Origin of the sequence: Streptomyces sp. NPDC048001 (genome assembly GCF_043203115.1) — a bacterium.
Classification (GTDB): domain Bacteria; phylum Actinomycetota; class Actinomycetes; order Streptomycetales; family Streptomycetaceae; genus Streptomyces; species Streptomyces sanyensis.
In genome coordinates this window covers 116,667-131,647 of record NZ_JBIDBN010000007.1, presented here as the reverse complement: position 1 = coordinate 131,647, position 14,981 = coordinate 116,667, and the positions used below count along the sequence as shown (strand labels likewise).

Sequence of the window (14,981 nt, the reverse complement as noted above, 5' to 3'; positions counted from 1 at the left end):
CGGTCGCCCGGGCAGTCCTCGGCACCGAGCAGGCAGCTTCGCCCAGCGCGGTGGTCACGAACGCGGGTCTCGGTGCCGGCGCCCTGCCGGCGGCTCACCAGCGGGCTCTGTCCGAGTCCGTCGCCCTCGGCGACGCGGAGTTGCGGCGGCTCCTCCGAGACGGCCAGGCGGCACCACGCAATCCCCCGGAGGAGGTACCGCAACCCACATGAGTGATCGAACACGGCATCCCAGCCCGCCCCGCCAGACCGCAGAAGGAGAGGGACCGGTATTCGGATTCGGGTTCTAGATTTCGCCCGCCTCTGCCCGTTACGGGGGTACGACAACCCCCGTTATCCGATCACCAGTCCGCATCCGACCCGAGGAGCCCCCGTGAATCCCGTACGCCTCCCTGCGCTCGGTCATCCCGTGTTCGAAAGCTCCACCGGCTCCTCGGGCATCCCTCTGCACTGCGTCATCGACCGCAACGCCCGCTGCGCCCGTGGGGCACGACCGGATGCGAGGTACCTGGCATGACGCACGCCACCGTCCCGTCGAGGCCGGCGAACCCAGCCAGCAGGTGTGACGGTCCCCGGCCCGTCGCGGCGGCGGGCCGGGCGCTGAGGGTGTGCCCCGAAGCCGATGCCACCAGCACTCCCGCCCACGGTCTCCGGCGCGGCAACGCCGTCGTCGCCGCGCCGGGACCGGGGCGGCGTCGCACGGGTGTGGGAGGGCCGTCTGTGAGCGAGGCACCTCACCTGCTGACCGCCGACGTCGCCCGGGTCCTGCTCCGGTCCGACGGCGCCGCCCTGTGCGTGCGCCGTACGGCGGACGACGTCCTCGCACCGGGCCGGCTCACCGTCGTGGGCGGCCACCTGGAGGCCGGAGAACCGCTCGATCGCGCCGCGCGGCGCGGGGCGAAGGAGGAGGCGGGGGTCCCTCTCAGCGCGGACCGGCAGGAGTTGTGCGGCCTCATCCACCACCACGGCCCCGGCGGTGGGACAGACCGGATCACCGCCGTACTCGTGGCCCAGTCGTGGACGGGTGAGCCGTACAACGCCGAGCCGGACCAGCACGAAGGGCTCCTCCGGGTGCCGATGGAGCGCCCGTCGCCCGACTGCCGTCCCTCCACGGCCACGATCTTCCCCATGCCCACCCAGGGCCCGTCCTACCGGGCCGCGAACTGCTCTGCGGGAGGCGCCCGGTGAAGAGGTTCTTCGGCCCCGTCACGATGGCCGATCCGCAGGTGTCCGACGCCGAGCACGAGTTGTTCGGCGGCCCCCTGCGCTACGACATGGGCTGGTCCCAGCACGAGCACGCGACGCTGGACCTGACCATGATGTCCGCGCTGCGCTCCATGCCGGCGCTGGTCGGCGCCACGCTGCGCATGGCGTGGCAGGCCGACCGGCGGGCCCTGCTCTCCGTCGGGGCGAGCGAGATCGGCCAGGGCATCGCCGCTGCGGCCGGCCTGCTCGCCGTCAACGCCGTCATGCACGCCCTGCTCGCCGGCAGCGGCAGCGCTGCCGACCGTCTGCACGCCCTGCTGCCCGCTCTCCTGGCCGCCGCGGTCGTCGGCGTCGTCAACTCCGCCCTGTCCGCATGGTCGACCTCCCGCGCCGGGCGGCTGGAGCCCAAGGTCGAGCGGATCGCCACCACCCAGTACCTGGCCGCCGCGGCCAAGGTGGAACTGGAGGCCATCGACGACCCCGACTTCCGGCGCCTCGTCGACATCGCCCAGCACGGGCCCGGCTCCGCCCGCCGCATGATCAGCGCCTGCGTCGCCGCGCTGAACGGCCTCATCTCCCTGATCACCATCGCCGGCGTGCTGGCCGTGCTCCACCCGGTGCTGCTGCCCATGCTGGTCCTCATCGCCGCCCCGCGCGGCTGGGGCGCCATGCGCGTGGCGCAGGAGCGGTACGTGTCGGTGATGAGCTGGATCGAGCACGTTCGGGCCAGCCGCCTGATCGGCAACCTGCTCACCGAACGCACCGCCGCCCAGGAGGTCCGCCTCCACGCCGTCGGCGCCTTCCTCCTGAGTCGCTACGAGCGGATGGCCGAGAGCGCCGAAGCCGAACAGGAACGCCTCGCCTCCAGCAAGGCCCTGACCGAATGGGCGGCCTCCGCTCTGTCCGGCCTGGCGATGGCCGCGACCTACGGCGCCATGTTCTGGCTGATCACGGCCGGGCACATGAGCCTCGCCGTCGCCGGGACCGCCGTCATCGCCGTGCGCACCGGTTCGGCGAGCCTGGGCGGACTGGTGATGAACATCAACCAGCTCCACGAGGAGAGCCTGTACGTCCGCGACCACGGCCGCTTCCTCACCCAGGCCGGCCGGCGGACGCTGCCCGTCGGCGGGGCACCCGTACCGGAGCGCGTCGAGGAGATCGTTCTGGACCAGGTCAGCTACCGCTACCCCGACCGGGACGCCCTCGCCCTGGACGGGGTGTCCTTGACCCTGCCGATGGGGTCGGTGACCGCGGTGGTGGGCGAGAACGGCTCCGGCAAGAGCACCCTGATGAAGATCCTCTCCGGGATGCTGCTCCCCGCCTCCGGAAGTCTGCGCTGGGGCGAGGCGGACCTCACCGGCCTTGACCGGGCCCAGGTCTTCGCGCGGGTCGGCCTGCTCACCCAGGACTTCCAGCGCTGGCCCGTGACCGCCGCGATGAACATCCGCCTCGGCCGACCCGACCACCCCGCCACCGACGACGACCTGAAGCCCTCGGTCGACTACGCCGTCGCCGGGCCCGTCATCGCCAAACTCCCCGACGGTCTGCGCAGCCTGCTGGCCCGCATGTTCCGCGGCGCCATCGAACTCTCCGGCGGCGAATGGCAGAAGGTCGGCCTGGCCCGTACCCACTGGCGCAGTTCCACGTCAGAGGCCGACGGCGTCCTGATCGTCGACGAGCCGACCTCCGCGCTCGATCCCGAAGCCGAGATCCAGGCGTTCGACCGCATCCGGCGCCTCGCCGCCCCGAACCGGGCCGTCGTTTTGGTCACCCACCGCATGTCCGGCGTGCGCCACGCCGACCACATCTACGTGCTCGACAACGGGCGCCTCGCCGAGCACGGCACCCACGACGAACTCATCGCCGCCCGCGGCCGGTATGCCGCCATGTTCGGCGCTCAGGCCGCCCAGTACGCCCCGACCGCGACCGTCCCCCGCCCCTCCGCGCCCACCGTCTCGGACCAGGTATGACCCGCCCGGCCGAAAGGCCCGCCGTGACCACACCGTCCACCACGGACCTCGACGAGGCCACCGACCTGCGCCGCCGGCCGGCCGACCGGCTCGCCGCCGCCGGGCACATCCGCACCCCTGCCGTCGACCGTGCCGTGCGCGCCGTGCCCCGGCACGCTCTCGCCCCCGAGGTCTCCCTCGTCGCCGCGTACGCCGACGACGTCGTCGCCACCCGCCACAGCCCCGACGGCACCACCACCGGCTCCGTCTCCGCGCCCTGGCTGCGGGCCGACATGCTCGAAGCCGCTCGCGTCCAGCCCGGCCGTCGCGTCCTGGAGATCGGCTCCGGCGGCTGCAACGCCGCCCTGACCGCCGGACTCGTCGGTCCGACCGGCCACGTCACCACCCTCGACATCGACCCGGCCGTCACCGAGAGGGCCGTCCGCTTCCTGCGAGACGGCCGCCCCCGGAGGACGGCACCCCGCTGTCCGTGGACCGGCTCGCCCCCGCCCTGGAAGTCGACCCCGAGGGCGACCACCAGGTCCTCGACCCGCCGCCACGGCACTGGCCCGCCGCCGCGGTCGTCCGCGGAGCCTCCCTCGCCCGGCCGGCCCATGAGCGCATCGGCGACGGAGACGACGGCAGGGGGACGGCAGCGCCGTGCGCAGCCCGGACCAGGTGGAGGCCGCAGTCCCCTGAGGCAGCCCCATGCCGTTGTCGCACGACCGCATCCGCACCACCGTCGAGACCTGCCTCGCTCGCCACCCTCACGGGCGCGAACAGCCCGGCGCCCTCCTCGAAGCCCTCGGCCGAACCGGCGACGACAGCACCAGCCGTTCCACCTCGCCGGGAGAGCCGAGGAGCAGCGTGCTAACGTGACCGGCCGTGCGCGCCCCGGGGCCTGCGGAAGTCCGGCCGCCCGGGCCCATCAACCAGGGGAGTCGACTTGTCACTTCACACGGGAACCGGCCGTTGCGCCGGCCTGCTCCTGACGGTGGCGGTGGCAGCCGGAGCGCTCACCGGATGCCAGTCGATCGCCGACGCCGCGTCCGCCTCGGGGTGCGAGGGCACCGAGAGCCGGGTCGAGAAGCTGGAGTCGTACGGCGTCCTGGACTCACGGCCTGAAGGAGCCGTCGTACCCAAGGGCTTCGAGAAGCCGGAGTCCGGCTGCTGGCAGGACAGCGGCGACGTGCAGCTGTACGCCTCGCGGACCTACGTCCTCCGTGGGGACAAGGCCCAAGTGGCCGCGCACTACCGGACCGTGGCGGAGCAGGAGGGCTGGAAGCCGGACCGCCCCGACCAGGGGGCGTCGAACGGCGGACAGTTCACCGGCCTCTGCTTCACCAGGGACGAAGGAGACCGGGCGGCCGCTTTGGACGTCTACTTCCTGACCAAGGAGATCCTGGAGGCGGAGGAGCGGAAGCCCGGCCCCGAGTTCGGCTCCGGATCCGGATACCGCGTGGAAGTCACCGCGGCCGCCGACGGCTCGCCCGCGGACTGCTCGGGCTGAAACAGGTCCACGACACCCCTGCACCGCTCACCACCGCGGCCCGCACCGGCCTCGCCCCCGAGGAGGCCTTCGACGCCAGGGGACTCAACTACCCCTGGCTCAACCGTGTCTGAGGGTTCATCGAGCCGGGGCCGCGGCCTTTCCGCGTGAGGAACGGGCACGGGGAGCGTCAAGAATGAGCAAAGAGTGAGCCGCTCACCACGCTCCTCGAATGACTACTTCGCCAGGATTGCCCGCTCCTTTTCGGTTGGATGGCCCGGATGCCCCCTTCGTGAGCCCTGGGCACCCGTCAGGGAAGTGCCTGCTCCGCTTACTGACTGGCTGACACCTGTTTGCGACATGTGAGGATCCCCTGTGCATGCGGGGTACACCCGCACCATGTGCGAGGAGTGAGAGTGCCAGGCACGTTTCTGTGGCCGGGAAGAAGACCGAACGCACCGTCCGTTCAGCCCTTCCTGCCACCCGTTCAGTTGAGGCGCCTGCGCCCGGTGGCCGCGGCCGTCGTGCTGACGATGGCCTTCGAAGCCACGGTCGTGGTCGGAACCGCCCATCTGGCGATGGGCGTCGAGCGCACGGCCGTTCCTGCTGAGAAGGCCGCCGACGCGAAGGACCTCGGGCCGGCGACCGCAGGGTCGGTGGCGGCCGCCCGGCTGAAGGCGAAGATCCAGAACCGCCGGATCGAGGCACTGGACGCGCGTACCGAGACCTCGACGGTCCACGTGAACCCCAACGGTTCGGTGACCGAGGAGGCGCACACCGGACCGATCCGGTTCAAGGACGACCGGGGCGCTTGGCAGGACGTCGACATCTCCCTGCAGAAGCTCTCGGACGGTTCGGTCGGGGCCCGCAGGCATCCCCACGAACTGCGCCTGGCCGGCCGGAGCGCGGCTCCCAAGGGGCTGAGGAGTACCGGCAGGAAGACCGCTTCGGCCGGCGTTCCCCTGGTGACGCTGGAGGGCCGGACCGGTCAGCGGATTCAGCTGGGCTGGTACGGGGCACTGCCCGCGCCGCAGATCGAGGGCGAGGAGGACACCGTCGCCCGGTACCGGAACGCCCTCCCGGCGACGGACCTCCTGATCGAGTCGACGCGCAGCGGCTACGAACAGTTCCTGGAACTGAAGGATCGTTCCGCCGTCGACGCGAGCGGTGCCATTGCCTACAGCCTCACGGCCAGGGGCCTGACCGCCGAGGCGAAGCCGGACGGTTCGGTCTCCTTCAAGGACTCCGAGGGCAGGCCCGTGGGCGCCATGCCCGCGCCGGTGATGTGGGACGCGAGGGTGGACTCGTCGTCCGGTGAGCACAAGCGCACCGCCCCGGTGGCGGTGAAGGTGGTCCAGGACGGTGACACCGTCACTCTGACCCTGACGCCGGACGCGAGGTTCCTGGCCGACCCCGCGACGCGGTTCCCCGTGACGATCGACCCCGCGATCAGTGTCGGGGCCAGCTTCGACACCTTCGTCCAGCAGGGCTACACGACCGACCAGTCGAGCTCGACGGACCTCAAGCTCGGCAACAACGGCTCCTCGCAGGTGGCCCGGTCGTTCCTCTCGTTCCCGATGAAGAACATCACGGGCAAGCAGATCACCGCGGCGAAGCTCAACCTGTTCGCGTACCACTCCTGGTCCTGCGCTCCCGCCAGTTGGGAGGTGTGGTCGACCGGAGCCGCCGGCAGCGGATCACGCTGGACCGCACAGCCGGCCTGGACGGCGAAGCACGCCACCAGCACCCAGACCAAGGGCTACTCCAGCGCCTGCAACGACGGCTGGGTCAGCGCGGACGTGACCTCTCTGGCCACGGCGTGGGCGGGGAACGGCAACGGAAGCAACCACCTGGGGCTGCGGGCCACGAACGAGAACGAACCGGCCGGCTGGAAGCGCTTCAACTCCGGCAACGCCGCCTCCAACACGCCTTATCTCTCGGTCACCTACAACTCGGTTCCCGACCTGCCGACCCTCATAGCCCCGGCTGCCGGAGCCGCCACCAACGACACCACGCCGACACTGTCGGCGAAGGCCCTGGACGGCGACGGTTCGCAGGTCACCCTCAACTACGAGGTGTGGACCTCCACCGGCACCTCCGCCCTGCTCACCGGCAACAGCGCGGCGGTCGCCTCGGGCGCCCAGGCGGACTGGACCGCCGCGCTGCCGGCCGGCTCCTACAAGTGGCGGGCGCGGGCCACCGACGGCTCCGCCGCCGGCGCCTGGTCAGCGTTCCGCACACTGGTCGTGGACACCACGGCGCCTGCCGCGACGACGGTCTCCTCGGCCGGCTTCCCCGCTGGCCAGTGGTCCGGCACGCCGGACGGCAACGGCGACTTCACCGGTGACTTCACCCTCACTCCCCCGGCCACGGACGTGAAGTCGGTCCAGTGGCAGCTGGACGGCGGGGCATGGCAGTCGATCGCCGCCACCGGCTCGCCAGTGACGGCCACGCCCGTCTTCCGCGCGGGCAAGCACACCCTGGCGGCACGCTCCAGGGACGCCGCCGGCAACGTCTCCGCCACCGCATCCTTCACCTTCTTCGCCGGCTCGGGCGCGGCCCTGCTCTCGCCGGGCCAGGGCGACCGTCCGGCGCGGCGGACCGTGCTGACCGGCCAGGGCAAGACCTCCGACACCGGGGTGCGCTACCAGTACCGGCGCGGTGAGACCGACGCCTGGAAGGACGTCCCGCTCGCCGATGTGCGTCGCCGGGCGGACAACACCGCCCTCGCCGCCTGGCCGGCCGCAGTGAGCGGTGGCCTGCCCGAGGCGCTGGTGTGGGACATCACCAGCAGCCTCACCGAGGACGGCCCGATCGACGTCCGCGCGGTCTTCACCGACGGCTCCGGCACTGACGCCTCCCCCGCCACCTCGATCACCGTCGACCGGCAGGCGGGCGCCGCACCCACCCAGGCCGCCGGTCCGGGTGACGTCAACATGCTCACCGGCGACTTCGTGCTCACCGAGACGGACAGTTCGGCGTTCGGCCTGACGGCCAGCCGCACGGCCTCCTCGCGCCGTCCCTCCGAGGGCGGACAGCAGGAGGGCCAGGTGGCCATCTTCGGTCCCCAGTGGACCGCGGGCGCTGCCGCGGAGCTCTCCGCCAGCGAATCGCTGTACCTGCGCAAGACGTCGAACACCTCGGTCGCGGTGGTGGACATCGACGGCGGGGAGACCGGTTTCACGGCGACGAGCGGAGGTGGCTGGAAGCCCGAGGAGGGCGCCGAGGCCCTCACCCTGACGGGCAGCCTGACCGGCTCCTTCACCCTCGAGGACACCGAGGGGACCGTCTCCCGGTTCGCCAAGATCGATACGGCCGCCACGATATGGCAGCTCTCCCAGAGCAGCCTCCCGACGGACAACTCCACCACCTCTCTGATCTCGGAGAAGGTCGTCGTGGGCAGCGCCGTCCTGGCCCGCCCGAAGTACGTGATCGCTCCCACCTCGGCGGTCACCAACGCCACGTGCGCGAGCACCCCTTCCACCAAGGGCTGCCGGATCCTGGAGTACCAGTACGCCACCACGACCACGGCCACCGGGAGCACGCCGGGCGACTACGCCGGGCAGGTCGCCCGCATCCGCCTGTGGTCCACCGACCCCGGTGCGGCGAACGCCACGGCCGCGGTCGTGTCGAACTACGCCTACGACGCCTCGGGGCGCCTGCGTGAGCAGTGGGACCCGAGGGTCTCCCCCGCGCTGAAGACGACCTACACCTACGACAGTGCGGGCCGGGTGGTCACCCAGACCCCGCCGGGCGAGCTGCCGTGGACCTTCTCGTACGGGAAGGCCGGCTCCAGCACGGTCGCGGGCGAGGGCATGCTGCTCTCCGCGTCCCGGCCGACCCTGAAGCCGGGCAGCAGGGACGAGACCGACGGCGGTACGTCAGCCACCTCGCTGGTCTACGACATACCCCTCACCGGTGCCAAGGCGCCCAATCAGCTGTCCCCGGCAGAGGCCCTGACATGGGGTCAGACGGACGCACCGACGGACGCCACCGCCGTCTTCCCGGCCGACCAGGTGCCGGCATCCCACAGCGGGAACGACCTCAACGCCGGTGACTACGACAAGGCGACCATCACCTACACCAATGCCTCGGGCCTCCAGGTCAACACGGGCCTGCCCGGCCGTCACCTGGCCACCACCCAGTACGACTCCTTCGGCAACGTCGTCCTGGAGCTGGGCGCCACCAACCGCGAACTCGCGCTCGGCAACGCCGACTACCAGGTCACCACGCAGAGCCAACTCGGCATCCTCGCCGACTCGCCGGCGGAACGCGCCCGCAAGCTGGCCACGGTCTCGGAGTTCTCCGCAGACGGCAAGCGGCAGCTGCAGCAGTACGGCCCGCTCCACCTGGTCACCCTGACCCAGCAGCTCCAGGGCGACTCCGACAGCCCCACCATCGCGGCCGGAACCCAGGTGGCGGCGCGCCGGCACACCGTCACCCGGTACGACGAAGGCCGTCCCACCGACGGGTCGGCCCGGGTCGCGGACCAGCCGACCACCGCATCAACCGGCGCATTCATCGAGGGCTACCCGAACGACGGCGATGTTCGTACCACCAACACCCGTTACGACTGGGTCAAGGGCCTGCCCACCGCCACGGTCACGGACCCGAACGGGATCAGGCTGACCCGCTCCTCCGAGTTCGACGCGCAGGGCCGCATCCTGAAGAGCATGCAGCCCAAGTCCAACGGCGCGGACGCGGGGACGGTGGCTTCCCGCTACTGGACCGCGGACGGGACCGGCGCCTGCTCCGGGCGTCCCGAATGGGCCGACCTGCTCTGCTCCAGCGGCCCCGCAGGCAAGATCACCGGTGGCGGCCCGAACCCCGACGAACTGCCCACCAGAACCCTGGAGTACAACCGCCTGGGCCAGGTGGCGAAGGTCACCGAGACCGCCAACGGCGTGACGCGAACCACGGTCACCACCTATGACGCCGCCGGGCGCGGTACGAAGAGCACGATCACGGGAGGAGCCGGCACCGCCGTACCGACGCAGACCATCACCTACGACTCGGCCAACGGGCAGGCGGTCACCGTCTCCGACGGGGCCGCCATGGTGCGCCACGTCACCGACAGGCTGGGCCGTGAGATCTCGTACGACGACGGTGCGGGCAATGTCACGCGCACCGAGTACGACCGCCGCGACCGGGTGACGCGGAGGACCGACTCGGTCCCCTCGGAGACCACCTACAGCTACCAGAGCCTCACCGGCCAGCCGACCGGAATGCACGACTCGGCGCTCGGAAGCACGGGCGACGTCAGCGCCTTCTACGACTCCGACGGCCGCCTCTACAAGCAGAGGCTGCCATGGAGCATCGACGTCGAGTACAACCTCGACCCCACGGGGAACGAGACCTCGCGCTACTGGCACTGGGAGTCCGGCTGGACCATCCAGGGCGAGTCGGTCAGTGAGAACATCCACGGCCAGGTCGTGTCCCGCACCACCTACACGGGCGGCGGAGCGTACCAGAGCTACACCTACGACGCGGCAGGCCGCCTGACCAAGGCCGACGACACCCAGGCCGGCGTCACCACCCACCGCAGTTACGGGTTCGACGCCAACACCAACCGTACGTCCCTGGTGACCACGGTCGACGACGTGGACGGCGGCGCGCCCACCACGAAGACGGTCAACTCCACGTACGACACCGCCGACAGGCTGAGCTCCGCCGGTACGGTCTACGACGCCTTCGGCCGCACCACCGCCCAGAGCAGCGGAGCCCGGAACTCCTACTTCGCCAACGATCTCGTCCGCCAGATCACGGCGGGCTCCGAGCGCACCACCTGGGACCTCGACGCGGCCGGCAGGCTCGCCTCGTTCACCACCGAGAACCAGGATGACAACGGAACCTGGTCGACGGCCTCGACCAAGCGCAACCACTACGGGGCCGACGGGGACAACCCCACATGGATCAACGAGGGTGACAGCAGGATCACCCGGAACCTGTCGGACCTGACAGGAGACCTGATCGCCACGACCGGCGCCACCGGTGACGTGGTCCTCCAGCTCACCAACATCCACGGCGACGTGGCCACGCAGCTTCCGCTGGTGGACGCCACGACTCCGGTGGTCAGCAGCTACGACGAGTTCGGCAACCGCCTTCCCGGCACCGACCCGGCCCGGTACGGCTGGATCGGCGCGGAGCGGCGCTCGTCGGAGACGCCGAGCACCGCCACACTGATGGGGGTGCGCCTGTACGACTCGGCCACGGGCCGATTCCTCTCCACCGACCGTATCGTCGGAGGCAACGCCAGCTCCTACGACTACTGCTTCGGCGACCCGGTGAACTGCTACGACATCAGCGGGAACTACGCCATCGGCGGGCTCGTACCGGAAGCCGCGATCTGCGCTCTGTTCCTCCTGTGGTGCGCGGACATGGTCTACGTGACCAACTGGGCACTGGGCGAGGCCAAGAAGAGGTACTCGAACGGAGCGAAGCAGAACGCCTACCGCCACTGCATCTGGCAGGCGATGCTCACCTGGTCGGTCGGGTCGTACCTGGCGAAGTCCCTCGGCAACGCGCACGAGAAGAACGCCGGCAAGTCCGCCGCGGCGAAGCGCGACTCGAAGGCCGACTCGTACAACAACACGGTCGGCAGGAGTGTGGGAGGAAAGATCACTGCCTGGACCTACGGCAAGGCGAAGCAGACCGCGTGCCGGCTCTGCAAGGACAAGGTCAAGAAGCACAAGCTGAAGTCGAATGCGAAGGGGAAGACGTGGGTCTAGCCGAACGGCCGTAGCGGTTCGGTGAAGGTGGGGCGGCGCCAGGTGGCGCCGCCCCACTGGGCGACTCTGGCGCCAGGCCATGAGGGAGTGCCCACGCAGGGCCTGCCGAGCCGGCACGGCACCCGGATGGCACCCGGGCCACCGCGCAAGGGTCACCACGGACTCCCCCGCTGACCGAGGTCTCGCCCGATCCTCGATCACTCCCCGGCGGTCGCCCCGTGCAGTGGGCCGGAGGCCAGGACTCTGGTGACGAAGTTCGCCAACTGCGCCCGCATTCTTTCCCGCGGAACGCCCTCTGCTCCGGCCAGGTGCTCGACGAGGTCGGCTCGCGTGGCGGCGAGCAGGACGTGGGCGGTGAAGTCGCTGTCGGCCAGGCCGGGGATCTGCTCCAGTACGGCCTGGAGGACACTGTGCCACCGCTGGTAGTGCTCCGCCTGGTACGGGCTGCTGCTCCCGCTCTCCTCCAGGGCCAGCGCGAGGCGCCGGTTGTCCAGTTTGAAACAGAGGACGGCGTCGAGCAGGGCGGGTACGCGATCCTGCGGTGAGGTGGCGGGCCCCAGGGGCGGTGGGCCGGCCTCGACGGCCCCCCTGAGCGGTTCGAGCCGTGCCTCGTACAGCGCGCGGAGCAGCCCGGCGCGATCGCCGAAGGCCCGGAAGAGCGTGCCCTTGCCGACGCCGGCCGCTGAAGCGACGTCGGCCATGGTGATGTCAGCGGGACTTTCGCGGCGGACGAAAAGGGCGTCGGCGGCTGCGAGCACGGCCTCCCGGTTACGGGCGGCGTCTTTACGGGACTTGCGCTCGGGCATGCTGCTCCTCCATTTGCAAACCGGACCCGCGGTCCGTATCGTCAAACTGGACCCAGGGTCCGGATTCTGGATCTGGAGGATACCCATGCCCGTACCGACTTCTCCGGCGGATCTGTACCGCCACAGCCTGCGGCTGCTGCTCGACAAGAACATTCCTGCGTGGGTCGCCCTGTGGGCCGAGGACGGCCTCATGGAACTCCCCTTCGCACCCGAAGGCCGGCCCCGGCGTCTGCAGGGCAAGGAGGCCGTCGCCGCCTATATGCGCCACTACCCCGACCACATCGATCTGCACGACTTCCCCGACCTGCGCATCCACCGGACCGCCGACCCGGAGACCATCGTGGTCGAGATGCGCGGCGTCGGCCGTCTGGTGGAGACCGGCGCTCCCTTCGACATGACGTACATCGCCGTCGTGACCGTGCGAGAGGGGCGGATCACCTCCTACCGCGACTACCGGAACCCCCTCGCCGTCCTTGAGCCCGGCACCGACTTCACCCGGAGCAGCCGATGACCACCACCGGCACCACCTTGGTCATCGGCGCCACCGGTACCACCGGCAGCCGCACCGCGGCACAGCTGACGGCCGCAGGCCACCGCGTCAAGGCCGCCAGCCGTCGGGCCACCCCGGTCGTCGGCGCCGAGCCGGTCCGCTTCGACTGGCACGATCCCTCCACCCACGCAGCCGCCCTCGACGGCGTCCACCACGTCTACCTCATACCGCCCGTGGGCGACTCCGAGCCCGCGGCGATCATGCTGCCGTTCCTCCGTCAGGCCCGCACTGCCGGCGTGCGCCGCGCGGTGCTGCTGAGCTCCTCGGCCATCCCCGAGGGCGGCCCGGCGGTGGGAACGGTGCACCAGGCCCTGCCCGGCCTCTTCGAACAGTGGGCGGTACTGCGGCCCTCGTGGTTCATGCAGAACGTCACCGGCACGCACGCGCACGCTCGCAGTATCCGTGACGAGCGCATCATCTGGACCGCCACCGGCACGGGCCGGGTCGGCTTCGTCGACGCCGATGACATCGCGGCCGTCGCCGTACGCGCTCTGACCGACGAGCAAGCCCCCAACGCCGATCTCGTCCTCACCGGACCCGAGGCACTCAGCCACGACGACGTCGCCGCGGTCATCACCGAGGTCACCGGTCGGCCCGTCGTCCACCGCTCTCTGTCCTACGAGCAGTTGCGCGATCGCCTCACGGCGCATGTGCCGGTGGAGTTCGCCGCAATGCTGGCCGGCATGGACCGTGCCATCGCCCATGGAGCAGAGGACCGGATCACCGACACCGTCCAGCGCCTCACGGATCGGCCCCCGCGCACCTTCCGGGCCCTCCTCGAGAGGGAGTTGGGCTGCAGCAACTGACCGTCCCGCCCCGATCCTCCACACCGAGACGATGCTGCTGGGCGAGCCGTGGTGGCACGACGAGGACGGCCTGGGAGCCGGCGGATGCCACCGGCTTCACGCCGAATCGACGGTGGCTGAGGGTGACGGGGTGCTTCTGGAGCAGCCGAAGCACTCGCCCGCCCGGCCGCCCTCGACGGCGTGCCGGGCGGGCTTGTTCGTGAGCCGTTTCCAGCCTGACGGCGCCGACTGTGCGTGGGACGGACCTGCGGAACGGCGAAGCTCCTGGTCGACGGGTTCACGACCAGGATCCACCGTCCGCCAGGAGCGCCAGGAGCGCCAGGAGCGCCAGGACTGGAACCCCTTCGGGTGACTTCCGGAATCCCCCGTGCTCGGGGTGGGAAGGGGCACAGGGCCGTACCAGGCCGGGCACGGCGATGCCCGGCGGCCGGGTGCGTCACGGGAGAAGCCGGGCGGGCACGGTGCCCCGGCCGGAATCGGGCGGCGGCGCGAGCATCATGTGCGCGGCCCACATGTCCGGAAGCGGAAGGAACTGCTGTGCGCTGGAAGAGGAAACTGGCCGTGCTGCTGATCGGCGCGTGCCTGGCGGCGGGCCTGCAGGCCGGGCCGGCAACGGCGATCGTCGGAGGACAGGAGGCGCACCCCCGCACCCACCGGTTCATGGCCGGCCTGGTCGACCTCTCGGAGCAGCGCGTGTTCTGCGGGGCGACACTGATCTCGCCCAGCCATCTGATCACCGCCGCGCACTGCCTCCGGGGACCGAACGCCCGGGCGGGCAACCTGGCGGTCCTGCTCGGCGACCACGACTACAGCACCGGCGCGGACACGCCCCACGCGAAGCTGGTCCCGGTCCACAGCATCACGGTGCACGAGAACTTCGACCTCACTTCCGGGGCGAACAACATCGCCGTGGTGACACTCTCGCGCGCAGTGGAGAGGAACGAGGGGATCAGGGAAGCCCAGCTGCCCTGGAAGTACGCCTCCGGTGCCTTCGACACCATCCGCGTGAGGGCTCTGGGCTGGGGCACCCTCAGCTTCGGCGGCCCGGTGAGCACCACCCTCCGGAGCGTCGTCCTCGACACGATGACCAACGACGAGTGCGCCAACCGAGGCGTGCGGGACCTCACTTCCGGCAGTATCTGCACCCACACGCCGGGCAGGGACACCTGCCAGTACGACAGCGGCGGGCCTCTGATCCACCAGGTGGACTACGACCGTCCCCTCGTGATCGGCGTCATCTCCCACGGCCGGGGCTGCGCCACCGACAGCCCCAGCGTCCACACCCGCGTGACCTCCTACCTGCAGTGGATTCTCCGCAACACCCCCGGTGCCACCTACGTCGTGGGCTGAGCCGCCGTTCCACCCGCGCCCGCGCGCAGCGGTGGGGCCGGCGCGCGGACGGCCGCGAGGACACAACACCCCCGGATCCACGGGCGAGCCCCGGACCG

Annotated in this window: 9 protein-coding genes; 8 read left to right on the top strand and 1 reads right to left on the bottom strand. The window is 71.0% G+C overall.

Going from position 1 to position 14,981, the window contains the following annotated elements:
• Positions 1–719 precede the first annotated feature (719 nt).
• From ACGF15_RS14570 to ACGF15_RS14550, 5 genes are all read left to right on the top strand, one after another.
• Positions 720–1,187 carry an NUDIX domain-containing protein gene (locus tag ACGF15_RS14570; protein WP_345614976.1) on the top strand — a complete coding sequence of 156 codons (468 nt, stop codon included), beginning with the start codon at positions 720–722 and terminating at the stop codon, positions 1,185–1,187.
• Positions 1,184–3,175 (top strand): ABC transporter ATP-binding protein, encoded by a 1,992-nt coding sequence (locus ACGF15_RS14565; RefSeq protein ID WP_392799018.1) that lies wholly within the window; start codon positions 1,184–1,186, stop codon positions 3,173–3,175. The genes ACGF15_RS14570 and ACGF15_RS14565 overlap by 4 nt, the downstream gene beginning before the upstream one ends.
• Complete coding sequence (locus ACGF15_RS14560) at positions 3,172–4,146, top strand: hypothetical protein (protein ID WP_392799015.1); 975 nt, start codon at positions 3,172–3,174, stop codon at positions 4,144–4,146. The genes ACGF15_RS14565 and ACGF15_RS14560 overlap by 4 nt, the downstream gene beginning before the upstream one ends.
• Complete coding sequence (locus ACGF15_RS14555; RefSeq protein WP_392799440.1) at positions 4,101–4,664, top strand: hypothetical protein; 564 nt, start codon at positions 4,101–4,103, stop codon at positions 4,662–4,664. Before ACGF15_RS14560 ends, ACGF15_RS14555 begins: the two co-directional genes overlap by 46 nt.
• Before the next feature lie 488 nt (positions 4,665–5,152).
• Positions 5,153–11,371 (top strand): DNRLRE domain-containing protein, encoded by a 6,219-nt coding sequence (locus tag ACGF15_RS14550; RefSeq protein WP_392799012.1) that lies wholly within the window; start codon positions 5,153–5,155, stop codon positions 11,369–11,371.
• A 197-nt stretch (positions 11,372–11,568) separates the two neighbouring features.
• Here ACGF15_RS14550 and ACGF15_RS14545 read toward each other — a convergent pair whose 3' ends face one another.
• Positions 11,569–12,177, bottom strand: a complete 609-nt coding sequence (locus ACGF15_RS14545; RefSeq protein ID WP_362740703.1) for a TetR/AcrR family transcriptional regulator — start codon at positions 12,175–12,177, stop codon at positions 11,569–11,571.
• 85 nt (positions 12,178–12,262) lie between these two features.
• On the opposite strand from ACGF15_RS14545, the gene ACGF15_RS14540 reads away from it, so the two are divergent.
• The 3 genes from ACGF15_RS14540 (at position 12,263) to ACGF15_RS14530 (ending at position 14,883) form a co-directional block, all read left to right on the top strand.
• Positions 12,263–12,688, top strand: coding sequence for a nuclear transport factor 2 family protein (locus tag ACGF15_RS14540; protein WP_392799009.1), 426 nt, complete (start codon positions 12,263–12,265; stop codon positions 12,686–12,688).
• Complete coding sequence (locus tag ACGF15_RS14535) at positions 12,685–13,533, top strand: NAD(P)H-binding protein (protein ID WP_392799006.1); 849 nt, start codon at positions 12,685–12,687, stop codon at positions 13,531–13,533. Before ACGF15_RS14540 ends, ACGF15_RS14535 begins: the two co-directional genes overlap by 4 nt.
• Before the next feature lie 537 nt (positions 13,534–14,070).
• The gene (locus tag ACGF15_RS14530) at positions 14,071–14,883 is read left to right on the top strand and encodes a serine protease (RefSeq protein WP_392799003.1); all 813 of its coding nucleotides are present in this window, start codon (positions 14,071–14,073) and stop codon (positions 14,881–14,883) included.
• Positions 14,884–14,981: the final 98 nt, after the last annotated feature.